The 22,848-nt window shown below is 68.5% G+C and carries 18 protein-coding genes; 15 read left to right on the top strand and 3 right to left on the bottom strand.

What is annotated here, in order from left to right; all coding sequences use genetic code 11:
* Window positions 1-54 precede the first annotated feature (54 nt).
* The 14 genes from U742_RS0121170 (at window position 55) to U742_RS0121105 (ending at window position 16,345) form a co-directional block, all read left to right on the top strand.
* Window positions 55-1,011 carry a sulfonate ABC transporter substrate-binding protein gene (locus U742_RS0121170; RefSeq protein WP_029356724.1) on the top strand — a complete coding sequence of 319 codons (957 nt, stop codon included), beginning with the start codon at window positions 55-57 and terminating at the stop codon, window positions 1,009-1,011.
* 280 nt (window positions 1,012-1,291) lie between these two features.
* On the top strand, window positions 1,292-2,233 hold the full coding sequence (locus U742_RS0121165; protein WP_029356722.1) for a branched-chain amino acid--2-keto-4-methylthiobutyrate aminotransferase: 942 nt from the start codon (window positions 1,292-1,294) through the stop codon (window positions 2,231-2,233).
* A 149-nt stretch (window positions 2,234-2,382) separates the two neighbouring features.
* Entirely contained in the window at window positions 2,383-3,582 is a 1,200-nt protein-coding gene (locus tag U742_RS0121160) for an ABC transporter substrate-binding protein (RefSeq protein WP_029356720.1), read from the top strand.
* 193 nt (window positions 3,583-3,775) lie between these two features.
* Window positions 3,776-4,858, top strand: a complete 1,083-nt coding sequence (locus tag U742_RS0121155; RefSeq protein WP_051661395.1) for an ABC transporter ATP-binding protein — start codon at window positions 3,776-3,778, stop codon at window positions 4,856-4,858.
* Window positions 4,855-5,715 carry an ABC transporter permease gene (locus tag U742_RS0121150; protein WP_029356717.1) on the top strand — a complete coding sequence of 287 codons (861 nt, stop codon included), beginning with the start codon at window positions 4,855-4,857 and terminating at the stop codon, window positions 5,713-5,715. The genes U742_RS0121155 and U742_RS0121150 overlap by 4 nt, the downstream gene beginning before the upstream one ends.
* Window positions 5,716-5,717: 2 nt before the next feature.
* A complete protein-coding gene (locus tag U742_RS0121145; protein WP_029356715.1) occupies window positions 5,718-6,539 on the top strand; it encodes an ABC transporter permease in 822 nt (273 codons plus the stop codon).
* 66 nt (window positions 6,540-6,605) lie between these two features.
* On the top strand, window positions 6,606-8,105 hold the full coding sequence (locus U742_RS0121140) for a MocR-like pyridoxine biosynthesis transcription factor PdxR (protein ID WP_029356712.1): 1,500 nt from the start codon (window positions 6,606-6,608) through the stop codon (window positions 8,103-8,105).
* Between the two features lie 249 nt (window positions 8,106-8,354).
* Window positions 8,355-9,746, top strand: coding sequence for an MmgE/PrpD family protein (locus U742_RS0121135; RefSeq protein WP_197028306.1), 1,392 nt, complete (start codon window positions 8,355-8,357; stop codon window positions 9,744-9,746).
* Window positions 9,743-10,213: a tripartite tricarboxylate transporter TctB family protein gene (locus U742_RS0121130; RefSeq protein ID WP_029356708.1), complete on the top strand. Its 471-nt coding sequence runs from the start codon at window positions 9,743-9,745 to the stop codon at window positions 10,211-10,213. Before U742_RS0121135 ends, U742_RS0121130 begins: the two co-directional genes overlap by 4 nt.
* 1 nt (window position 10,214) lies before the next feature.
* Window positions 10,215-11,732: a tripartite tricarboxylate transporter permease gene (locus tag U742_RS0121125; RefSeq protein ID WP_029356706.1), complete on the top strand. Its 1,518-nt coding sequence runs from the start codon at window positions 10,215-10,217 to the stop codon at window positions 11,730-11,732.
* Between the two features lie 30 nt (window positions 11,733-11,762).
* Window positions 11,763-12,752, top strand: a complete 990-nt coding sequence (locus U742_RS0121120) for a Bug family tripartite tricarboxylate transporter substrate binding protein (RefSeq protein ID WP_029356704.1) — start codon at window positions 11,763-11,765, stop codon at window positions 12,750-12,752.
* A 75-nt stretch (window positions 12,753-12,827) separates the two neighbouring features.
* A complete protein-coding gene (locus tag U742_RS0121115) occupies window positions 12,828-14,255 on the top strand; it encodes an MmgE/PrpD family protein (protein WP_029356702.1) in 1,428 nt (475 codons plus the stop codon).
* A gap of 37 nt (window positions 14,256-14,292) precedes the next feature.
* A complete protein-coding gene (locus U742_RS0121110) occupies window positions 14,293-14,937 on the top strand; it encodes a GntR family transcriptional regulator (protein WP_029356701.1) in 645 nt (214 codons plus the stop codon).
* Window positions 14,938-14,992: 55 nt separating this feature from the next.
* On the top strand, window positions 14,993-16,345 hold the full coding sequence (locus U742_RS0121105; protein ID WP_029356700.1) for an MmgE/PrpD family protein: 1,353 nt from the start codon (window positions 14,993-14,995) through the stop codon (window positions 16,343-16,345).
* Between the two features lie 67 nt (window positions 16,346-16,412).
* Here the strand turns inward: U742_RS0121105 and U742_RS0121100 are convergent, their stop codons facing one another.
* Genes U742_RS0121100 through U742_RS0121090 form a run of 3 tightly spaced genes read right to left on the bottom strand, consistent with a single transcriptional unit; the run spans window position 16,413 to window position 21,764 of the window.
* Window positions 16,413-19,592: an efflux RND transporter permease subunit gene (locus tag U742_RS0121100; RefSeq protein ID WP_029356698.1), complete on the bottom strand. Its 3,180-nt coding sequence runs from the start codon at window positions 19,590-19,592 to the stop codon at window positions 16,413-16,415.
* Window positions 19,593-19,637: 45 nt separating this feature from the next.
* Entirely contained in the window at window positions 19,638-20,927 is a 1,290-nt protein-coding gene (locus U742_RS0121095; RefSeq protein ID WP_051661391.1) for an efflux RND transporter periplasmic adaptor subunit, read from the bottom strand.
* Window positions 20,928-20,945: 18 nt separating this feature from the next.
* Complete coding sequence (locus U742_RS0121090) at window positions 20,946-21,764, bottom strand: alpha/beta hydrolase (RefSeq protein ID WP_038362295.1); 819 nt, start codon at window positions 21,762-21,764, stop codon at window positions 20,946-20,948.
* 153 nt (window positions 21,765-21,917) lie between these two features.
* Here U742_RS0121090 and U742_RS0121085 point away from each other — a divergent pair, with 153 nt between their 5' ends.
* Window positions 21,918-22,841, top strand: coding sequence for a LysR family transcriptional regulator (locus U742_RS0121085; protein ID WP_029356693.1), 924 nt, complete (start codon window positions 21,918-21,920; stop codon window positions 22,839-22,841).
* The last annotated feature ends 7 nt before the right edge of the window (window positions 22,842-22,848 follow it).

Below are 22,848 nucleotides of genomic sequence, written 5' to 3'. Positions count from 1 at the left end.
GCTCCGCAACGCGGAGCGGCACGGCCGATCAACCCTTCAATTCAGGACCCTATCATGACCCGCTTCACCCGCCGTTCCGTACTCGCCGGCGCCGCCGGCCTCGCCGCCTCCCTGTCCGCGCCGGCGCTGCGCCCGGCCCTCGCCGCCGGCGAGGTGCGGGTCGGCTTCCAGAAATACGGCACGCTGGTGCTGCTGAAGGGTCGCGGCATCCTCGAAAAGAAGCTCGAGCCGCTCGGCGTCACGGTGAAGTGGGCTGAGTTCGCCGCCGGCCCGCAGATGCTGGAGGCGCTGAATGCCGGCGCCATCGACATCGGCCAGACCGGCGAGGCGCCGCCGATATTCGCGCAGGCGGCGAGCGAGAACCTGATCTACTTCGCCAACGAGCCGCCGGCGCCGAAGGGCGAGGCGATCCTGGTGCCGAAGGACAGCCCGATCCAGACGGTCGCTGATCTCAAGGGCAGGACGGTCGGCCTCAACAAGGGCTCGAACGTGCATTTCCTGCTGGTGAAGGCGCTGGAGAAGGCCGGCCTCGCCTATACCGACATCACCGTGAAGTTCCTGCCGCCGGCGGATGCCCGCGCCGCCTTCGAGAAGGGCGCCATCGACGCCTGGGCGATCTGGGACCCGTTCCAGGCGGCCGCCGAGGTGGCGATCAAGGCGCGCACGCTGACCACAGCCGAGGGCATCGTGCCGAACTACCAGTTCTATCTCGGTTCGCGGAAATTCGCCGAGGCGAACCCGAAGGTGATCGGCCAGCTCATCGAGGCCATCCGCGAGACCGACGACTGGATCCAGAAGGACCCGGCCGCCGCCGTGGCGGAGCTGGCGCCCTCGACCGGCATCCCGGCCCCTGTGCTCGCCGTCGCCGTCGCCCGGCAGAGCTTCGGCGTCGCGCCGCTGACCGAGAAGGTGGTGGCCGACCAGCAGCTTGTGGCCGACACCTTCTTCGCGCTCGGGCTGCTGCCGAAGAAGATCACCGTCGCCGACGCCGTGCCGCGCATCGGGCTCTGAGCGGGGCGCGCTCCGTTCCTGCAATGATCTGTCATGCTGAGGTGCCGGCCGAAAGGCCGGCCTCGAAGCACGCACGCGCGTTATCGCCCCAACCCGGAACACCATCCTTCGGGGCTCGCTCCCGCTCGCACCTCAGGATGGCGTCGTCGTGTGGGCCAGGATCCTTCGCGCACTGAAAGTGGCCCCGTCCTTTTGCACCGAAGCGGTGCTTTTTGATGGAGCCATTCAGAGGAAAGCTGTTCTCCGGCCCGCTGGGAGCGGGTGATGGAAGGAGAACACCATGAGCCAGTCGAGCCCCGATTTCTCGAAGGGCGCCGCTTACATGAACGGCACCTATGTGCCGATCTCCGAGGCCAAGATCCCGGTCGGCGACTGGGGCTTCACCCATTCGGACGTCACCTATGACGTCGTCCATGTCACCGATGGCGGCTTCTTCCGCCTCGAGGACCATCTCGACCGCTTTCACAAGTCGCTTGCCGGCTACCGCCTCGATCCGGGCGTGACGCGCGACGAGATGCGCACCATCCTCGGCAAGGTCGTCGCCCTGTCGGGCCTCAAGGACGCCTTCGTCGCCATGCTGTCGACCCGCGGCGTGCCGCGCGTCTATGGCTCGCGCAACCCGCTCGACTGCGACAACACCTTCATCGCCTATGCGGTGCCGTGGGTCGACGTGATCAAGCCGGACGTGCAGGAGCGCGGCGCGCATCTCCTCGTCGCCTCGGTGCCGCGCATCTCGCCGAAGTCGCTCGACCCGACGCTGAAGAACTACATGTGGCGCGACTTCACGCGCGGCATGTTCGAGGCGCACGACAAGGGCTTCGACACTGCCATCCTGATCGACCAGGAAGGCTTCCTGACCGAGGGCGCCGGCTTCAACGTGTTCATCGTGAAGGGCGACAAGGTCATCACCCCGGATCGCGGCGCGCTGGAAGGCGTCACCCGCCTGTCGGTGCTCGACATCTGCCCCGAGCTCGGGCTGGAGCCGGTGATCGGCCCCATCACGCTGGAAGACCTGCTCGAGGCTGACGAGGTGTTCACGACGACGACCGCCGGCGGCGTGATGCCCTGCGCGCGCGTCAACGACCGAATCTACGGCAATGACCGTCCGGGTCCGATCAGCGCTAAGCTGAAGGAGACCTACTGGCGCAAGCACAAGGAAGGCTGGCACATGACGCCGGTCAACTACGCCGACGCCGAGAACCCGTTCAAGGCCGCGGCATGAGCCGCCAGACCAGCAGTGACGTGCCGTTCAGTCCAGCGGCCTGACGGCCGCACGGCCGGAGCGGCACAAGACCGCCCGGAGGGGAAACGCACAAGGCAGGGGCCTCGCAGGGAACAATCCCGTCACCCACAAAACCAGAGGGCGTGGCCATGACCAAATCACCGTGCAGTTCGCTCGACGCTGCGGTCCCGTCCGCAACGTCGCTCGACCGTCGTTCCGTGCTCAAGACGATCGCGGCCGGCGCCGCGACCGCCGTTGCGATGCCTTACATCCGTCCCGCCTCGGCGGCGCCGACGCAGCTCCGCGCGCTGATGTGGGAGGTCTATGCGGTGCCGGAGATCGTCGCCGCCTTCGAGGAAAAGCATAAGATCAAGTTTGCCCCGACCTTCTTCGACGGCAATTCGGAGGCCTACAACAAGCTGCGCGTCGGCGGCACCAAGGACTTCGACCTCGTGCAGGCCGACGGCTTTTGGCCGGGCCTGTATTTCCGCGAGAAGCTGATCCGCGCTATCGACTACGCGAAGATCCCGAACACCGCCAACGTGTTCCCGGTGTTCAAGCCGGACCGCTTCAAGCTGCTCACCGACCAGACCACGGGTGCGCATTTCGGCGTGACCTGGTGTTGGGGCAGCTACGGCACGACCTACAACGTCGCGGAAGTGCCGAAGGAGAAGGTGCAGAGCATCGAGGTGCTGTTCGACCCGGCCTTCGCCGGGCGGCTCGCCACCAGCGCGCGCTTCGAGGAGAACATCGCGCTGACCGGCATCCTGGTCTGCACGCGCATGGGCACCAAGGACAAGCCGCGCCCCGACGGCAAGCCGTTCAACCCCTATGTGCTGACCGACGAGGAGCTGGCGGAGGTCGAGAAGCTGCTGATCCAGCAGAAGCCGCTGCTGCTGACCCGCTACAACGACAACAACACGCTGCAGCAGCTCCTCGAGAGCGGCGCCATCGTCGCGGCGCCGGAATTCGCGCAGACCTATCGCGTGCTGGTGCAGAAGAAGGCCAAGGGCGAGATCCAGGCCGACTTCGCCCATCAGCTCACCCCGAAGGAAGGCGGGCTCGGCTGGGTCGACACCTGGCTGGTGACGTCCGGCGTCGCCGACGGGCCGACGCTCGACATCTGCCACGACTTCATGAACACCTTCCTCGCGGCGCCGAACATGAAGAAGATCGCCGAGGTCGCCGGCGCGTCCACGACGATCGATATCCGGTCCATCTCGACCCCCGAGGAGCAGAAGCTCTTCCTCATGGACCGGACCGAGGAACTCTCGACCCTGTACCAGTTCGACCAGCCCTCCTCGACCGAGAAGTGGGAGCGCGTCTGGTCGCGCATGCAGGCCGCCTGACCGAGCGGACGTTCATCGTCCCGGCTATCCCGAGCGCCAGTCCCCGCGGCGGAGTTTTTCGCCCGGGGCCCCCGATTCGGCGCTCGATTCAATGCGCTACGGCATGTTCCTGGCAAAGTGAATCAGCTTTGCCGGGAACCATGCCGGGTGGTCGGGGCCTTGCATCCTTATCCGTTCATTTCAGGAGCCCGGTGTGGCCTACATCACCCTTGACGGCGTCTCGAAGCAGTATGGCAGCGTGTGGGCGGTCGACCGCGTCAACATGGCGATCGACAAGCAGGAGTTCGTCTCGCTGCTCGGGCCGAGCGGTTCGGGCAAGACGACGCTGCTGCGCATCATCGCCGGGCTGGAGACGCCGACGCAGGGCCGCGTGCTGATCGACGGCGAGGACGTCACCCATCTGCCGCCGCACAGGCGCGGAGTGGCGATGGTGTTCCAGGAGTTCCTGCTGTTCCCGCACCGCACGGTCTACGAGAACCTCGCTTTCCCCCTGCGCATGCTGAAGCTGCAGAAGGGGGAGATCGAGGCGCGGGTGGACTGGGTGCTTGGCATCCTCGCCTTGCGGGGGCTCGAGAAGCGCTACCCGAACCAGCTCTCCGGCGGCCAGCAGCAGCGCGTCGCGCTCGGGCGCGGCCTCGTCGGGCGGCCTAAGGTGCTGCTGCTCGACGAGCCGCTGGCCAATCTCGACCGCGAACTGCGCCAGGAGATGGAGGTGGAGATCCGCCGGCACCAGACGGCGCTCGGCATCCCCTTCATCTATGTCACCCACAATCAGGAGGAGGCGCTCTCGATGAGCGACCGCATCGCCGTGGTGCGCGGCGGGCGGATCGAGGATTTCGCCTCGCGGACCGACGTCTATGACCGGCCGAAGACCGCCTTCATCGCCCAGTTCGTCGGCCGCTCGAACCGCTTCGAGGGTATCGTCGCGCTGGCGGGCGAGGGCATCGCCGTGCGCGGCGAGGGCGTGCTGATCGAGACCGGCCCGCGCGAGGGGATCGCCGATGCCGCACAGGTCGCCGCCTATGTGAAGAACGAGAAGGTGCGCCTGCGGCCGGCCGAGCCCGGCGCCGGGGCGGCGGCCAATGCGCTGCCGGCCACCGTCAAGCACGTCATCCTGCGCGGTGCCTATGCGGAATATGTGATGAGCTGGGCGGGCGGCGAGCTGGTCGCCAGCCGGCCGCGCCGCGAGGCCGAATTCAAGGAGGGCGCCGAGGTGGTGGGCTTCTGGGAGAAGGGCGACGTCGACCTGTTCCCGGCGCCGGGAGAGATGCCATGAAGGGACGCGCCGCGCCGGCCCTCTTCCTCGGCATCCCGACGGTCTTTCTCGTCGCGCTGTTCGTGCTGCCGCTGCTCTCGATGCTGGTGCTCAGCGTCTGGCGGACCGAGAACTACCACATCATCCGCGACTTCAACCTGCACAACTATTACGTGCTGGCGACCGAAGGCGCCTACATGACCTTCCTCGTCCGCTCGCTCACCATGGCAACGGCGGTGTCGGTCATCTGCACGCTGATTGCCTGGCCGGTCGCCTATGGCATCATGCTCTATGGCGGGCGCTACAAGCTCTTGTTCACGCTCGCCTTCGCGGTGCCGTTCCTCACCGGCGAGGTGCTGCGCATCATCGCGCTGCAGGGCCTGCTCGGGCCGGTCGGGCTGCTCAACGGCGTGCTGATGGCACTCGGCGCCGCGCCGTTGCGCGTCATCATGTACACCAACGTCGCGAGCGCGATCGGCCTCGTCTATCTCTACCTGCCGATCGTGGTGACGGTGATCTACCTGTCGCTGCTCAATTTCGACCAGCGCCTGATCGACGCCGCGACGATCTTCGGTGCCAGCCCGGCGCGCGCCTTCTTCGAGGTCACCTGGCCGCTCAACCTGTTCGGCACGCTGATCGGCTTCGCGCTCTGTTTCATTCCGTGCCTGTCGGCGACGCTGGCGCCGCGCTTCCTCGGCGGGCCGAACGGCACGCTCTACGGCATGGCGATGGCGCAGCAGTTCGGCGAGAGCGGCACCTGGGCGCTCGGCGCGGCGATGGGCGTCGTGCTGTTCGCGGTCTCGGTGCTGCTGGTCGTCATCGTGGCGAAGACGCTCGACCTGCGCCGCACCGGCTTCACCGGCTTCGGGAGGGGTTGAGCATGCGGTTCCGCCCCGGCAAGATCGCGCTGCTGGCGACCGTCGTCGCCTCCTATCTCTTCCTCTATCTGCCGATCCTGCATATCGGGCTCGCCAGCTTTTCGCGGAACTCCAGCTTCCCCTATCCGCCGAAATGGTCGCTCGACATCATGACGCGGCTGTTCTCGAACTCGCTTTACCAGACCGCGCTCGGCAACAGCCTGATCATCGGCTTCTTTTCCGCCGTGCTGTCGACCGCGCTTGCCGGCGCCGCCACCATCGGACTGATGCGCCACGCTGGCCGGCGGGCGCCGCTGTTCCTTGCGCTGTTCGTGGCGCCGCTCTTCGTGGCGGAGGTGCTGCTCGGCATCTCCTCGCTGATCTTCAACGGGCTGTTCCTCGGCCTGCAGGGCAACCTCGTCTCGGCGATCCTCGCCAATGTGGTGCACTGCTTCAGCTATGCGCTGCTGATCATCGCCACCCAGCTCTACCGCTATGACTGGCGGCTGGACGACGCGGCCATGGTGTTCGGCGCGAGCCCCGCGCGCACCTTCTTCGAGGTGACCCTGCCGCTGATCTGGCCGGGGCTGCTGGGCGCGTTCATCGTCACCTTCATCATGGCCTTCAACAATCTGGAGATCTCCTTCTATCTCCTCGGCGCCACGCCGACGCTGCCCTCGGCCGCCTGGGGCGCGCTGCGCTACGGGGTGAAGCCGGAGCTCTACGCGCTCGCCACCTGCGTCAATCTTGTGGTGTTCCTCGTGCTCCTGGTGATGTTCGTGCTGATGATGACGAGGGTCGTCACCTTCGGGCACCGGCCGGAGCGGGAGCGGAGCGCGGTGTGAATCGGGCGGTGTGATGTGGCGTGGAACTTGCGTCGACCGGCGGTCGGAACAGATCGCGGAGGCGTCGTGCACCTGCTGGACTCGCTCGCTCTCGACATCGAACGGCGTGCCGACGCACCGCTGCACCGGCAGCTCTACGACCGGCTCGTCGACGAGATCGCCGCGGGATCGATCAAGCCGGGCGAGAAGCTGCCCTCGACGCGCGACCTCGCTCGCCTGCTCGGGGTCTCGCGCAACACCATATTGCTCGCCTTCGACCATCTGATCTCGGAAGGCTTCCTCGAGCCGATGACCGGCTCCGGCACCTATGTGGCGCGCGACCTGCCGGAGCAGCTACCGGCCAAGGCGCCGGCGCGCATCAATCCGGCGATCAAGGCGGCCGGGAGCCTCGACCGTTCCTTCATCTCGCCCTCCGCCTTCAGCAACGTGCCGGCCACGCTGCGCCACATGCGCCGGCCGGTGCCGTTCCGCGCCAATTTTCCGGCGGTCGACATGTTCCCGATCCGCCGCTGGGCCGGGCTCGCGGCGACCCTCTATCGCGAGCTCGACACCGAGGCGGCCGGCGAATTGCTGGGGGAGGGCGATCCGCAGGGCTACGAGCCGCTGCGCGTCGCCATCGCTGAGCATGTCGGGCTGAGTCGCGGCCTCGATTGCGGGCCGCACAACGTCATCGTCTTCGCCGGCGCCCAGCACGCGGTGGACCTTGCCTGCCGCATCCTGCTGACCCCCGGCGAGGACGTGTGGTGCGAGGATCCCGGCTATGACGGCATCTACGCCTCCTCCATCGCGGCCGGCGCCAATCCGGTGGCGGTACCGGTCGACGAGGAGGGCATCGTGGTCGCCGAGGGCATCGCGCGCGCACCCGAGGCCCGGCTCGTCTATGTCTCGCCCTCCAAGCAGTTCCCGCTCGGCATGGAGCTGAGCCTGGAGAGGCGCTACGCGCTGCTGCAATGGGCGAACGCGGCCGGTGCCTGGATTCTGGAAGACGATTACGATACCGAGTTCCGCTATTCAGGCCGGCCGCGGCCGGCGCTGCACGCGCTCGACCGTGAGGGGCGGGTGCTCTATTTCGGCACCTTCAGCAAGATGCTGTTTCCGGGTCTCAGGCTCGGCTACGCGATCGTTCCCGACGCGCTGGTCGAGGCCTTCGTCTCGGCGCGCTCGGTGGTCGGGCGCTTCTCGCCGATGCTGGAGCAGGCGCTGGTCGCGCGTTTCATGAGCGAGGGGCAGCTCGCCGCCCATGTGCGCCGCATGCGCCGCCTCTATGCCCGGCGGCAGGACTACCTGCTCGACTGCATCGCGCGCAAGCTCGGACGGTGGATGACCGCCGAGCCGACCGCGACCGGCATGGAGGTCATTGCGCGCCTCGCCGACGGCCTCAGCGGCCAGGAGGTGGCCGAGCTCGCCGCGCGCCGCGGCCTCGAAATCCTGCCGCTCTCCGCGCTGGCGCGGGAGGCGGAGGTCGACCACCTGATCACGCTCGGCTTCAGCGCCTTCAGCGAGGAGCAGATGGACGCCGGCTGCGAGGTGCTGCGCGACGCGTTGAGGGAATGCCGCGCCGCCTGATCGTCGGGCAGGCCTCCATCCTTGTGATCCTCACGAACTGACACGGCTGGTGCTCTGCGCGCTGCCGGCGGCGCCTCATCGCGACATTTCCGGTCTTTTTGCCGCCTTCGGCGCGACCGGCGTCGCGTGCGTTTTGCCGGGTTGCCGTTCTGGATACATCTGTATACATTGCCTGCAAACAAGCAGCCGCGGCTGCACGAACAAGGCGCGCCCTGCAAACAAACGCGCCGCATAGGGAAGGAGACTGCCGTGTCCTTGGCCGATCAGGTCGAGTATGGAGCCGCGCCTCTGCGTCTTGGCGTGAGCCTGGAGTTCAGCGCCTTCGCCGCCGGCCTCGACTATTCCGATCTTCCCGACGAGGTCGTCCATGCCTGCCGGCGCGGCGTGCTGGACTGGCTCGGCTGCGCCATCGCCGGCAGCCGGCATCCGACCATCGCAAGGCTGCTCGCCGGCCTCGACGTGCTCGGCAGCCTCGATCGCGTGCCGGCGATCGGGCAGGGGCGCCGGCTGGGCATCCTCGAGGGCGCGCTCGCCAACGGCCAGATGGGTCACGTGCTCGATTTCGACGACACGCATATGGAAGGCGTGGTGCTGCACGCCAGCTCGCCGGTTCTCGCCGCGCTGTTCGCCGCCGCCGAGACCGACGTGTTCGACGGCCGCAGCCTGATCGTCGCCTATGCGCTGGCCTTCGAAGCCGGGGTGCGGACCGGCAAGGCTTCGCCTGCCCATCACGACGGCGGATGGCACCTCACCGGCACGCTGGGCTCGATCGCCGCGGGCGTCGCCTGTGGCCGGCTGCTCGGCCTCGATGCGCAGCAGATGGTGCATGCGCTCGGCATGGCGGCGACGCAGGCCGCCGGCATGCAGCAGAACCGCGGCACCATGTGCAAGTCGTTCCAGGCCGGCAAGGCGGCCTCCAACGGTGTGCTCGCCGCCTTCCTCGCCCGTGAGGGCTTCGACAGCTCCGAGGAGATCATTGAGGGGCGGCGCGGCTTCAGCCGCATCTTCAGCACGGTGTCGCGGCCCGAGGCGATGCTGGCCGGCCTCGGCACCGACTGGCACGTGCTGCGTAACGGCTACAAGCCCTATGCCTGCGGGATCGTGCTGCACCCGATGATCGACGGGGTGATCGCGCTGCGCGACTTCGGCGTGAAGCCGGAGGAGGTCGCGGCGCTGGAGGTCACGGTGCATCCGCAGACGGTGCGCATCACCGGCGTGACCGATCCGCAGACCGGCCTGCAGTCCAAGTTCAGCGTCTACCACTCGGCGGCGGTCGCCTATCTCGACGGCAATGCCGGCCTGCCGCAATACAGCGACCGGCGCGCCACCGCGTCCGACGTGGTCACGCTGCGCGGCAAGGTGCGCGTCGCCACCGACGAGCGCCTGCGCAACGACGAGGCCCATGCCGTGGTGGTCGACACCTCGGGCGGCCGCCACGAGGTGCATGTCGACCACGCCTCCGGCACGCGCGCCAATCCGATGTCGGACGCGCAGCTCGAGGCGAAGTTCCTGCTCAATGCGCGTCCCGTGCTCGGCGAGGCGCGTGCCGCGCAGCTCGCCCGCACCGTATGGGCGCTGGATCGGCTGGCCGACGTCCGGCAGATCCTGGCGCTCGCCGCCGCGCCGGAGGACCTGCCGTGAACGGGTCGAAGCTGATGCGCGGTGACGTCGTCGCCGGCGCGCTGCTGGCGGCGCTCGGCGTCTACGTTACCACCACAGCGATGGGGTGGCCGTTCATGGACGACAGCGGCCCGGGTCCCGGCTTCTTCCCGGTGTTCTACGGCATCGCCCTGATCGTCGGCTCGCTGGCGCTGGTGGTCATGACCCTGCGCAAGGATCACGACCCCGAGGTCGCGACAGTCGACTGGCAGGGCGTCAGGCGGGCTCTCGGCATGTGGGTGGTGTTCGCGCTGTCGATCCCGGCGATGAAGTATCTCGGCTTCGTGCTCGCCTTCGCCGGGCTCATCGTCTTCTTCACGCAGATCGTGTTCCGCCAGTCCTGGCTGTTCACCGGCATCTCCGCGGTGCTGCTGCCGCTCGGCTTCGAGATCCTGTTCCCGCTACTGCTCGGCGTGCAGTTGCCCGTCGGCCTCTGGACGGGGTTCTGACATGGACGCGATCTATGGCCTGATGCACGGCTTCAGCGTCGCGCTGCTCCCGCAGAACCTTCTGTGGTGCGTGGTCGGCTGCTTCCTCGGCACCGTTATCGGCGTGCTGCCGGGCCTCGGGCCGGCGGCGACCATCGCCATCCTGCTGCCGCTGACCTTCAACATGGACCCGACCGGCGGCATCATCATGCTGGCGGGCATCTATTACGGCGCCAAATATGGCGGCTCGACCACCTCGATCCTGCTGAACATGCCGGGCGAGGCGTCGTCGGTGGTGAGCTGCATCGACGGCTACCAGATGGCCCGCAAGGGCCGCGCCGGCGCGGCGCTCGGCATCGCCGCCATCGCCTCCTTCATCGCCGGCTCGATCGGCATCGTGATCCTCACCCTGCTGGCGCCGCCGCTGGCGGAGTTCGCGCTACGCTTCTCCTCGCCCGAATTCTTCGCGCTGATGGTGGTCGGCCTCGCGCTGGTGGTGCTGCTCGCCGGCCAGTCGATGCTCAAGGCGCTGCTCTCGCTGCTGGTCGGCCTGTGGCTCACCAGCATCGGCACCGACCTTTTCACCGCGCAGTCGCGCTTCACCTTCGGGCTGTCCGACCTGATCGGCGGCATCGAGTTCATGGTGATCGCGGTCGGCCTCTACGCCATCGCCGAGGTGATGATGAGCGTCGACGCGCGCGAGAAGGCGCATCTGCTCCCGGTTCCGCGCGGCTTGCGCAACTACCTGCCGAGCCGGGAGGAGCTGAAGGCCTGCCGCTTCGCCTTCCTCAACGGCTCGATCGTCGGCTTCTTCATCGGCATGCTGCCGGGCGCGGCGTCGTCGGTCTCCTCCTTCGTGTCCTACGGCATCGAGAAGGCGGTCTCCAAGCGGCCGGAGATGTTCGGCAAGGGCGCGCCGGAAGGCCTCGCCGCGCCGGAGGGAGCGAACAACGCGGATTCGAGCGGCGCCATGCTGCCGCTGCTCACCTTCGGCATTCCCGCCGGCGGCAGCACCGCCATCCTGCTGGCGGCGCTCATCCTGTGGGGCTACCGGCCGGGACCGCTGCTGATCGTGGAATCGCCGGACCTGTTCTGGGGGCTGGTGGCCAGCATGTATATCGGCAACGTCGTGCTGCTGATCATGAACCTGCCGCTGGTGCCGCTGTTCGCGCAGATCCTGCGCATCCCTCTGAGCCTGCTGTTCCCCATCATCCTCGCGGTGTCGATCATCGGCGCGTACAGCAATTCGGGGAACCTGTTCGACGTCGGCATGCTCACCCTCTTCGGGCTGGTCGGCTACGTGATGGCCAAGCTCGACTTCCCGACCACGCCGTTCGTGCTGGGCTTCGTGCTCGGCGACAGCCTGGAGCGGGCGCTGCGCCAGTCGCTCAGCATGTCCCAGGGCGACCCGCTGATCCTCGTCGACCGCCCGATCGCGGCGGTGCTGCTCGTCGTCGCCCTGATCATCCTCGTCTCGCCTCTGCTCGGCCGCTGGAACCGTGCGCGCCGCGACGCCCTCGCATCACAAGAGGTCCCGTAAACCGGGCCGCACATCAGGAGAGGAACGCCAATGAAACTCGCAGGAGCTGTTCTGGCCGCCGGCTTGCTGGCCGCGGCAAGCCTGTCCGCTTCGCCGGCCAGCGCGCAGGGCGCCGGCTGGAAGCCGACCGGCCCGGTCTCGGTCGTCGTCCATACCGGCCCGGGCGGCGGCGGCGACGCGTTCGCGCGCGCCTTCATTACCGCGCTCGACCGCGACAAGGTGCTCGATACCACTATGGTCGTCGTCAACAAGGTCGGCGGCGGCAGCACCGCCGCGATGAACTACCTGAACGAGAAGGCCGGCGACCCGAACACCATAGGGGTGTTCACCAGCGTCTGGGTCACCGACGGGCTGGTGCAGAGCGAGGCCAAGGTCACGCTGCCGGACCTCACGCCGATCTCGCGGCTGGTGCTTGAGCCGGCGCTGCTCGTGGTGCGCGCGGATTCGCCCTACAAGAACCTGAAGGACTTCATCGAGGCGGCGAAGGCCGCGCCCGGCAAGCTGAAGCAGTCCGGCGGCTCGGTCACCGCCCGCGACGCCGTCATGCGGCACGTCCTCATGGCCAGCACCAAGGCCGACTGGGCGTTCGTGTCCTTCCCCGGCGGCGGCGAGCGCATCGCGGCCCTGCTCGGCGGTCACGTCGACATGATGATGATCGAGCCGGTCGAGGCCGGCGAACTGATCCGCGCCGGCCGCCTGCGCGCGATCGCGCAGGTCACCGACAAGCGCCTGCCGAACTTCCCGGACGTGCCGACGATCCAGGAACAGGGCTTCGAGGTGCCGAACGTGCCGCAGGCGCGGGGCATTGTCGGCCCGCCGAACATGCCGCCGGAGGCCGTGGCCTATTTCCAGAACCTGTTCCTCAAGGCCTCGAAGTCGCCGTCCTACATCAAGTACCTGAACGACACGCAGCTCGAGAACGCCTATCTCGACCCCGCCGCGACCAAGGGCTTCATCACCGACTACGCGAACACGCTGCGCACCATCCTGCAGGGCGCCGGTGTGAAGGTGGTGCGCTGATCCGCGCCTGACGCGATGCCGTCGTGGCGAGACTCCCCCGTCGCGACGGCCCTTTTTCCCGAGGAACGAGCTCACATGGCAGCCGCAGGACAGGCGCGGGCGACGGACGGACGCGATGCCAGCACCCTGGCCGCAGCATCGGTCGGGGTGTCGGACGGCACCCGCACGCTCGCCGACTACATCAGCGGCGCGCTCGCGCGCGACTGCCCGGACGACGTGCTCGAACGGGCGCGGCTGCACCTGCTCGACACGCTGGCGGCCTGCGTCTCCGGCTCGCGGCTCGGCGCCGGGCAGGTCGCCACGACCTATGCGCGCTCGCTCGGCGGCGCGCCGGCCTGCACGGTGATCGGTGCGGATTTCCTGACGGATCCGGTCAATGCGGCGCTCGCCAACGGCATGATGGCGCATGCCGATGAGACCGACGATTCCCATCTCGGCGGGCGTTTCCATCCCGGCTGCGGCATCGTGCCGGCGGCGCTGGCGGCGGCCGAACTCAGCGGCGCCGGCGGCCTCGCGCTGCTGAAAGCGGTGGCACTCGGCTACGACATCGGCGCGCGGGTCAACCTCGCGCTCGGCCCGCGCAAGCTCTATGCCGGCGGGCATTCCACGCACAGCGTCGGAGCACTGTTCGGCGCCGCCGCGGCGGCCGGGGCGCTGATGCGCTTTTCGCCCGAGAAGGTCCGCTTCCTGCTCTCCTATGCTGTGCAGCAGGCTTCCGGCGTGCAGTGCTGGATGCGCGACGACCGGCATATCGAGAAGGCCTTCGATTTCGGCGGCATGCCGGCACGCAACGCGATGGCCGGTGCCACCATGGTGGCGGCGGGCTTCTCCGGCGTCGCCGATGCGCTCGACGGGGCGGACGGCTTCTTCTCCGCCTTCGCCGCCGACCCGCGACCGGACGAGCTGTGGAAGGAGCTCGGCGCGCGCTACGAGATCCGCGGGGCGACCATCAAGAAATGGTGCGTCGGCTCGCCCATCCAGGGCGCGATCGACGCCGTCACGCTGCTCATGTCGAAGCACGGGCTGCGCGCCGAGCAGGTGGAGCGGCTCATCATCGAACTGCCGGACGACCGCTGCGCGCTGGTCGACGACCGCGCCATGCCGAACATCAACGTGCAGCATCTCGCCGCGCTGACGCTGGTCGACGGCGGGCTGAGCTTCGCCAGCTCGCACAACCATGCGCGGATGCAGGACGAGCGGGTGCGCGCGCTGCGCGCGCGGATCAGCCTCGTGCCGAACGCGGAGCTGACGACGGCGCTGCCGCCCCGTCAGGCCATTATCCGCGTGGAGCTCGCCGGCGGCGGCGAACTCGTCCACCGCACCCATGCCGTGAAGGGCACCCCGGCCAATCCGATGGACCGCGCGGAGGTCGCCGACAAGGCTCTCGACCTCGTGGCGCCGATCCTCGGGACGGAGAGGGCTGGGAGGCTCGTCGCTACCGTTCTCGACCTCGACCGCGCCGGTTCTGCCGGCCTTGCCCTCCGGCCGCTGCTGCGGTCATAAGGTATGCAACTGTATCCGCCACTCGTCCGGGTTCTTTATGGAAGTCAAGGGACTGCCTCGTTCGCAGATCGTGTATCAGGCTCTGAAGGAGATGATCCGCGACGGCCGACTGCGTCCCGGGCAGCGGCTGCGCGAGGTGGAGATCGCCGAGGCGCAGGGGGTGAGCCGCACGCCGGTGCGCGAGGCGCTCAACCTGCTGGTCTCGGAAGGAATGCTGGAGTTCAGCCCCGCCCGCGGCATCGCGGTGACCGAGCTCAGCAAGCAGCGCGTGTTCGAGATCTATGCCGTGCGGGAGTTCCTGGAGGGAGCCTCGGCGCGGTTCGCCTCGCAGCATGCCTCGCTGCCGGAGATGCGCTCGCTGCAGGAACTGCTGGACGCGGCGCGGGCGATGTCCGATCCAGCCCAGCTCGCCCAGCTCAACAAGCGGTTCCACGCGCAGATCGCCGAGGCGGCGCACAATTCGCGGCTGAGCCACGCGCTGGCGCTGATGGCGGATTGGATCCTGCTCATTCCCGGCACGACCTACGAGGCGCCGGGCCGTCTTCAGGCTGTGCACGAGGAGCACGGCGCCATCCTCGCGGCGATTCTCGCCCGCGATCCCGATGCGGCCGAGCATGCGGCGCGGGTGCATATCCGCAACGCCGCCGAGGTCCGTCTTCAACTGATGTTCGGCCAGAGTTGACGCCCCGCGCGTCGAAGCCGTTCCGGGCATCCAACCACCCGGAACGGAGACCGCCATGCCTTCCCTGAGCCGATCCCTGGCTGAATTCTGCACGCAGCTCGACTTCGCGGACATTCCCGAGCCGGTGCGGGCCAAGGGCACCGACGCCATTCTCGATACGGTCGGTGTCTGTGTCTTCGGCTCGACGCTGCCGTGGAGCCGCATCGTGATCGACTATGCGCGGCTCTATGGCGGCGCGGCGACCAGCACGATCATCGGCACCCGCCACCGCGTGAATGCGCCCTTCGCGGCGCTCGCCAACGGCGCGCTCGCCCACGGTTTCGAGATGGACAATCTGCGCCAGCCGAGCGCCGGCGTGCATGCCGGCTCGACCATCGTGCCGGGGCTGCTTGCCGTCGCCGAGGAGGTCGGCGCCAGCGGCCGCGACGTGCTGACCGCCTTCATTGCCGCCTGCGAGGCGATGGCGCGGATCGGCGACGCGGCGAACAACACGGCCGAGAAGCTCGGCTTCCACTCGCCGGGGCTGACCGGCACCTTCGGCTCGGCCATCGCGGTCGGGCGCCTCCTGCGGCTTAACCCCGAGCAGATGACCAACGCGCTGGGCATCGCCGCCTCGCTGTGCTCGGGCCTGCTCGTCTTCTCCAAGGCCGGCAATGGCGGCATGGTGAAACGGCTGCACACCGGACGCGCTTCCGAGGGCGGCGTGCTGGCGGCGCGGCTCGCCGGCGGCGGATTCACCGGGCCGGACGTCATCCTCGAGGGCAAGTTCGGCTTCTTCGAAGCCTTCACCCGCGAGCCGCGCATGGAGAAGCTGCTGGCCGGCCTCGGCGAGGAATGGGAGACGGCGCGGATCGCGGTGAAGTGCTATCCCTTCCACGTCACCGCCCATACGCCGGTGCAGGCCTTCGAGGACCTGCGGCGGGCGCACGGCTTCGAAGCGGGAGAGATCGCCGCGATCCATGTCGCGACCAGCGAGAAGGTGCTCAGCCACCACAACATATTGGAGCCGAACGACATCGCGACGGCTCAGTACAGCCTGCCGTTCTGCCTCGCCACCGCGGCGCTGCGCGATCCGCGCGATCCGCAGTCCTTCCTCGCCGACCCGCATGCGGACCCGGCGATCCGGGCGCTCGCCCGCAAGGTGCATCTCACGCTCAATTCGAAGAGCCTGCCGCCGGGGCCGGCCTGGGCGACGCATATGCGCGTCGTGCTGGCGGATGGTCGGGAGGTCGAGACCGAGCGCGCCGATTTCCGCGGCGCCCCCAGCAATCCGATGAGCCCGGAGGAGCTCGACGGCAAGTTCCTGTCGCTGGCCGGGCCGGTGCTGCCCGACGCCCGCGCGCTGCTGGCCCGGTTGCGCGACCTTGCCGGGCTGCCCGACATCCGCGCGCTGTTCGCCCACGCGTGAGGCGAGGGAAAGTTGAAGAACTCGCCCGGCCGCCGGAGGTCCGGCGGCCGGGCACCCGGTCGCGCGGTCACTCGGCCGGGTGGGGGGCCGCCATGGCCATGCCGTGCTGGCGCAGCGGGCGATTGCCGGTGAGCCGGCGCAGCACGACGTAGAAGACCGGCGTCAGGAACAGGCCGAAGAAGGTCACGCCGATCATGCCGGCGAACACCGCGACGCCCATCGCGTGCCGCATCTCGGCGCCGGCGCCGGTGGAGAGCACCAGCGGCAGCACGCCCATGATGAAGGCGAAGGACGTCATCAGGATCGGCCGCAACCTCAGCCGCGCCGCCTCGATCGCCGCGTCCACCGGATTGCTGCCGGTGAACTCCAGCTCGCGGGCGAACTCGACGATCAGGATCGCGTTCTTCGCCGACAGGCCGACCAGCACCACAAGGCCGATCTGGGTGAAGATGTTGTTGTCGCCCCCGCCGAGCCATACGCCGAACAGCGCCGCCAGCAGTCCCATCGGCACGATCAGGATGATCGCGATGGGCAGCGTCAGGCTCTCGTATTGCGCGGCCAGCACGAGGAAGACGAGCAATATGGCGAGTGGGAACACCAGCACCGCCGAATTGCCGGCGAGGATCTCCTGATAGGTGAGGTCGGTCCACTCATAGTCGAAGCCGGGCGGCAGCACCTCCGCCGCGATCCGCGCCGCCGCGTCCTGCGCCTGCCCGGACGAGAAGCCCGGCGCCGGCGAGGCGTTGACGTCGGCGGTGAGGAAGCCGTTGTAGCGCATGGCGCGCTCCGGTCCGGCCGTGGTCTCCACCTTGAGCAGCGCGGAGAGCGGGATCATCTCGCCCGAGTTCGAGCGCACCTTCAGCTTGCCGATGTCCTCCGGCTTGGCGCGGAACGGCGCGTCGGCCTGCACGCGCACCGAGTAGGTGCGGCCAAACTTGTTGAAGTCGTTCACATAGAGCGAGCCGAGATAGACCTGCAGCGTCTCGAACACCGAGGAGATCGGCACGCCGAGCTGGCGGGCCTTGGTGCGGTCGACATTGGCGAAGAGCTGGGGCACGTTTACCTGGAAGGTGGTGAACTGGCCGGTCAGCTCCGGGGTCTGCATCGCCTTGGCCATGAAGGCGTTGGTGACGGCGGCGAGCTCCTCGTAGCCGCGGCCGGCCCTGTCCTCGATCTGCAGCTTGAAGCCGCCCACCACGCCGAGGCCCTGCACCGGCGGCGGCGGGAACATGGCGATGAAGGCGTCCTGGATCACGCCGTACTTCTGGTTCAGCGACATGGCGATGGCGCCGGCGCTGAGCGAGGGGTCCTTGCGCTCCTCAAAGGGCTTCAGCACCGAGAAGACGATGCCGGCATTCGAGGAGTTGGAGAAGCCGGCGATCGACAGGCCCGGGAAGGCGACCGCACTCTCGACGCCCGGCTCCTTCAACGTGATCTCGGTCATGCGGCGGATGACGTCCTCCGTGCGATCGAGCGTTGCGCCGTCGGGAAGCTGGGCGAAGCCGACCAGATACTGCTTGTCCTGCGCTGGCACGAAGCCGCCCGGCACCGCCTGGAACAGCCACCAGGTGGCACCCAGCATCGCCGCGTAGAACACCATGACGAGGCTCTTCACGGTGAGCACCCGGCGCACGCCGCGGCCATAGCCGGCCGAGCCGCGCGAGAACACCCAGTTGAAGCCGCGGAAGAACCAGCCGAACAGGGCGTTGATGACGCGCTGGAGCGCATCCGGCTCGGCATGGTGGCCCTTCAGCAGCATGGCCGCCAGCGCCGGCGAGAGCGTCAGCGAGTTGATCGCCGAGATCACCGTCGAGATGGCGATGGTCAGCGCGAACTGCCGGTAGAACTGGCCGGAGAGGCCGGTGATGAAGGCGAGCGGCACGAACACCGCCACCAGCACGAGGGCGATGGCGATGATCGGCCCCGACACCTCGCTCATCGCCCGGTAGGCGGCGTCGCGCGGGGAGAGGCCGTCCTCGATGTTGCGCTCGACGTTCTCCACCACGACGATGGCGTCGTCGACCACGATGCCGATGGCGAGCACCAGCCCGAACAGGCTCAGCGCGTTGATCGAGAAGCCGAAGACATACATCACCGCGAAGGTGCCGACGATCGACACCGGCACGGCGAGCAGCGGGATGATCGAGGCACGCCAGGTCTGCAGGAACACCACCACGACGATGACGACCAGCAGCACGGCTTCGAAAAGCGTATGGACCACCGCCTCGATCGAGGCGTCGACGAAGCGGGTGGTGTCGTAGACGATGGCGTAGTCGACGCCTTCCGGCATCGTCTTCTTTATCTCCTCCATCGTCGCGCGGACGTTGTCGGCGATCTCCAGCGCGTTGGAGCCCGGCGCCTGGAACACGCCGATGCCGACCGCCTGCTTGTTGTCGAGCAGCGAGCGCAGCGCGTAGTCGGCGGCGCCGAGCTCGATGCGCCCGAGGTCGCGCAGGCGCACCACCTGTCCGTCCGAGCCGGTCTTCACGACGATGTCGCCGAACTCCTCCTCGGTCTCGAGGCGGCCCTGGGCGTTGACCGAGAGCTGGAGATCGACGCCCGGCGTCGCCGGAGAGGCGCCAACGATGCCGGCCGCCGCCTGAATGTTCTGCGCGCGGATCTCGTTCACGACGTCGCCGGCGGACAGCCCGTGCTCGGCAATCTTCTGCGGGTCCAGCCAGACCCGCATCGAGTAGTCGCCGGCGCCGAACATGTCGACCTGACCGACGCCGGCAATGCGCGCCAGCCGGTCCTTGACGTTCAGCACGCCGTAATTGCGCAGATAGGTGATGTCGTAGCGGTCGTTCGGCGAGACCAGATGCACGACCATGATGAAGTTGGGCGAGCTCTTCGTGGTGGTCACGCCGAGGCTGCGCACCTCCTCCGGCAGGCGCGGCTCGGCCTGGCCGACGCGGTTCTGCACGAGCTGCGTCGCCTTGTCGGGGTCGGTGCCGAGCTTGAAGGTGACGGTCAGCGTCATCACGCCGTCCGTCGTCGCCTGTGAGGACATGTAGAGCATGTCCTCGACGCCGTTGATCTGCTCCTCGATCGGCGTCGCCACGGTGGCGGCGATGACCTTGGGGCTCGCGCCGGGATATTGCGCGCGCACGATCACCTGCGGCGGCACCACCTCGGGATATTCCGAGATCGGCATCACCCGCAGCGCCAGCAGGCCGGCGACGAAGATCAGGACCGAGATAACCCCGGCGAAGATCGGCCGGTCGATGAAGAATTTGGACAGATTCATAGCGTCCTCCCCCCGAGGAGGCCTACCCAGCGGTAGCGTGCCGCCTCAGTTGGCGGCGATGTCGGTGTCGGTTCCCGTCGCCTTGGCGGCGGATGCGGTTGTTTCCATGGGCACGACCTCCGGCGCGAGCAGCACGCCGGGGCGCACCCGCTGCAGGCCGTTGACGACCACGCGCTCGCCTTCCTTGAGGCCGCGGGCGACGACGCGCAGCCCCTCGGCCGGCGGGCCGAGCTTCACCTCGCGATAGGCCGCCTTGCTGTCGCCATCGACCACGAAGACGTATTTCTTGTCCTGGTCGGTGCCGATGGCGCGCTCGTTGACGACCAGCGCCGGCTCGGTCTTGGCGCGGCCCATCCGCACCCGGGCGAACTGGCCGGGGACGAGACGGCCCTGCGGATTGTCGAACACGGCGCGCAGGCGGAATGTGCCGGTGGCGGCGTCGACCTGGTTGTCGACCAGTTGGAGATGCCCGCGCATCGGCTCGGCGCCGGTGGTGGCCGTGGTGATCTCGACCGGGATGCGGTCGATCTGGCTGAGCACGTCGCCCTCGCCGATGGTGGCGAGCGCCTCGCTCACCGCGTTCTCGTCGGCGTCGAAGCCGACATAGATCGGGTCGACCGACACCAGTGAGGTCAGCACCGGCGAGGTGGGGCCGGCGGCGACGAGGTTGCCGACCGTGACCTCAAGCCGGCCGACGCGCCCGTTCACCGGCGCGCGCACCTCGGTGTAGTCGAGGTCAAGCTGCGCCGTCTGCACCGCGGCCTGGGCGGCGCGCAGATTGGCCTGCGCTTCCTTGAAGTTGTTGGTCCGCTGGTCGAGGTCCTGCACCGAGACGACCCGGGAATCGACCAGCTTCTGGCCGCGCTCGAGCTCGTTCTTGGTCAGCAGGACCCGCGCCTCGGCGGCGGCGGCCTGCGCCACGGCGCGATCCAGCGCGGCCTGGAACGGCTCGGGATCGATGGTGACCAGACGGTCGCCCGCCTTGACCAGCGCGCCCTCACGGAAATGCACGGTCTTGACCGCGCCGGCGACGCGCGGGCGAACCTCGACGCGCTCGACCGCCTGGAGGCGGCCGGAGAACTCGTCCCATTTCATGGTGTCGCGGACCTTCAGCACGGCGACCGAGACGGGCGTCGCGGGCAGTGCCTTTGCCTGGGCGGCCGGCGGATCGGTGGCGAGCGCGGCACCCATCGGCCAGGCGAACCACACCGCCGCGGCAGTGGCCGCGGTGGCAAGGCCAAGGGCGACGCCGGCCTCGCGCCAGCGGCGGCTAGACTTGCCTCCGCCCTGCGCGGGAACCTCGGCGGTGACATTGCGAGCGTGTTCGGTGCTCATGCGGCTATCTCCTGGCCTTCAGGCCTGAACGGTACGAACTGCGGCGGGCTGGGCCGCCAGAAAGCTGGTGAAGAGCGGAAGCAGCGACTGCGCCCAGGGCGGCAGGCTGGCGGTATCGGGCGGCGTGTCGGCGGCGTCCGGTTCCTCAGGGACGACATGGGTCTCGACCGACACCCCACAGGCGGCGAGGCGCTTGCCGTAATCGAGGCTCTCGTCGTGCATCGGACAGTCGGCGGCGGTGATGATCAGCGCCGGCGGCACGCCGCCGAGGCGGCGGGAGGCAAGCGGCGCGGCATAGGGATGCGCGGCCTTGTCGGCGGAGCCGAGATAGAAATGCCAGCCATCCGCCCATTTGCAGCCCATGGCGCCGGCCTCGGCCGCGTGGATCGAGCCGGAGGCGAGGCACGGGTCGAGCATGGGCGAGATCAGGATTTGCCCGGTGAGCGGCGGGCTGTGCTGGTCGCGCGCCATCAGGGTCAGCGCGGTGGCGATGTTGGCGCCGGCCTCCTCGCCAGCCACGAACAGACGCGCCCCACGGCCCGCCCACCGGGCGCGCTGGCGATAAAGCAGCGCGAGCGCGGCGAAACTGACGTTCAGCGCGGCGGGGAAGGGGTGCTGGGGGGCCAGCGGATAGTCCACCGAGACGACCACGGCTCCCGCCTCGGCCATGGTCCGGCAGATGATGGCGCTGCAGTCGAGGTCGCCGCAGGTGAAGGTGCCGCCGTGAAGATGCAGCACGAGCGGAGTCGGGCGCGCCGAAGCGGCCGCGCGATAGACGCGGATCGGCAGCTCCGTGCCGTTCAGATCCAGCCTGTCCTCGGTCCATAGAGCCGGCATGGCGCCACCTAACGCAAACGGGCGGACCATGGCCCACCCGATCTCATCCTTGCTGCAATGCGGCGAAAACTAGTCTCTTGCCGCGGACGAAAAAATACCGGAATCGGGATTTCATTATTCACACAAGGAAACAATCGGGCCCGGATGTCAGGCATGGATCAGTTCGCCGCGATGCGCGCCTTCGTCCGCGTGGTCGAGGCCGGGAACTTCACCCGTGCCGCCGACCTGCTCGAGATGCCGAAACCGACGGTGACGAAGCTGATCCAGCAGCTCGAGGCGCATCTGCGCACCAAGCTGCTCAACCGCACCACCCGCCGCGTTGGGGTGACGCCGGACGGCGCCGCCTATTACGAGCGCGCGGTGGCGCTGCTCTCGGACCTCGAGGAACTCGACGGCTCGATGACCCGCTCGCAGGCACGCCCGGCGGGGCGGCTGAGGGTCGATGTGGGTACGGCGCTGGCGCTCTACGTGTTCATCCCGGCGCTGCCGGACTTCCACGCCCGCTACCCCGATATCCAGCTCGACCTCGGCGTGTCGGACCGCCCAGCGGATCTGGTGGCGGAGAACATCGACTGCGCCATCCGCGGCGGCGACGTGCTCGATCCCAGCCTGATCGCGCGGCGGGTGGGGGAGATCGATCTGGTGCTGTGCGCGACGCCGGACTACATCCAGCGGCACGGCATGCCGCAGCATCCGCGCGATCTGGAGAACGGCCACCGCACCATCGCCTATTTCAGCCCGCGCACCGGCCGGCGCACGGGTTTCGATGTCGTGCGCGGCGAGGAGAGCTACGAGTTCGACCTGCCTTATGCGCTGGCGGTGAACGATTCCACCGCCTATCTCGCCGCCTGTCTCACCGGGCTCGGTATCGGGCAGTCCATCTATTCGCTCATCGAGCCGCATCTGGAGGCGGGCAGGCTGGTGCGGGTGCTACCGGAATGGCGCTCCGCACCCATCGTGCTGCATGTCGTCTACTCGCCCAACCGGCATCTGAGCAGCCGGCTGCGTGTCTTCGTCGACTGGGTGGCCGAGCTCTGCGCGACGTCGGGCACGCTGCGCCGCCGCCCGCCGTCCTGAGGTGGGT

The organism is Allobosea sp. 117 (assembly GCF_000702305.1).
Taxonomy (GTDB): Bacteria; Pseudomonadota; Alphaproteobacteria; order Rhizobiales; family Xanthobacteraceae; genus Ancylobacter.
This window is presented reverse-complemented; position numbering and strand designations above follow the sequence as displayed.

Bases quoted from the DNA above. Each gene is read 5' to 3' on its own strand.
- U742_RS0121170 (WP_029356724.1), top strand. From the start codon at position 55: ATGACCCGCTTCACCCGCCGTTCCGTACTCGCCGGCGCCGCCGGCCTC.
- U742_RS0121165 (WP_029356722.1), top strand. From the start codon at position 1,292: ATGAGCCAGTCGAGCCCCGATTTCTCGAAGGGCGCCGCTTACATGAAC.
- U742_RS0121160 (WP_029356720.1), top strand. From the start codon at position 2,383: ATGACCAAATCACCGTGCAGTTCGCTCGACGCTGCGGTCCCGTCCGCA.
- U742_RS0121150 (WP_029356717.1), top strand. From the start codon at position 4,855: ATGAAGGGACGCGCCGCGCCGGCCCTCTTCCTCGGCATCCCGACGGTC.
- U742_RS0121145 (WP_029356715.1), top strand. From the start codon at position 5,718: ATGCGGTTCCGCCCCGGCAAGATCGCGCTGCTGGCGACCGTCGTCGCC.
- U742_RS0121125 (WP_029356706.1), top strand. From the start codon at position 10,215: ATGGACGCGATCTATGGCCTGATGCACGGCTTCAGCGTCGCGCTGCTC.
- U742_RS0121120 (WP_029356704.1), top strand. From the start codon at position 11,763: ATGAAACTCGCAGGAGCTGTTCTGGCCGCCGGCTTGCTGGCCGCGGCA.
- U742_RS0121115 (WP_029356702.1), top strand. From the start codon at position 12,828: ATGGCAGCCGCAGGACAGGCGCGGGCGACGGACGGACGCGATGCCAGC.
- U742_RS0121110 (WP_029356701.1), top strand. From the start codon at position 14,293: ATGGAAGTCAAGGGACTGCCTCGTTCGCAGATCGTGTATCAGGCTCTG.
- U742_RS0121105 (WP_029356700.1), top strand. From the start codon at position 14,993: ATGCCTTCCCTGAGCCGATCCCTGGCTGAATTCTGCACGCAGCTCGAC.
- U742_RS0121100 (WP_029356698.1), bottom strand. From the start codon at position 19,592: ATGAATCTGTCCAAATTCTTCATCGACCGGCCGATCTTCGCCGGGGTT.
- U742_RS0121095 (WP_051661391.1), bottom strand. From the start codon at position 20,927: ATGAGCACCGAACACGCTCGCAATGTCACCGCCGAGGTTCCCGCGCAG.
- U742_RS0121090 (WP_038362295.1), bottom strand. From the start codon at position 21,764: ATGCCGGCTCTATGGACCGAGGACAGGCTGGATCTGAACGGCACGGAG.
- U742_RS0121085 (WP_029356693.1), top strand. From the start codon at position 21,918: ATGGATCAGTTCGCCGCGATGCGCGCCTTCGTCCGCGTGGTCGAGGCC.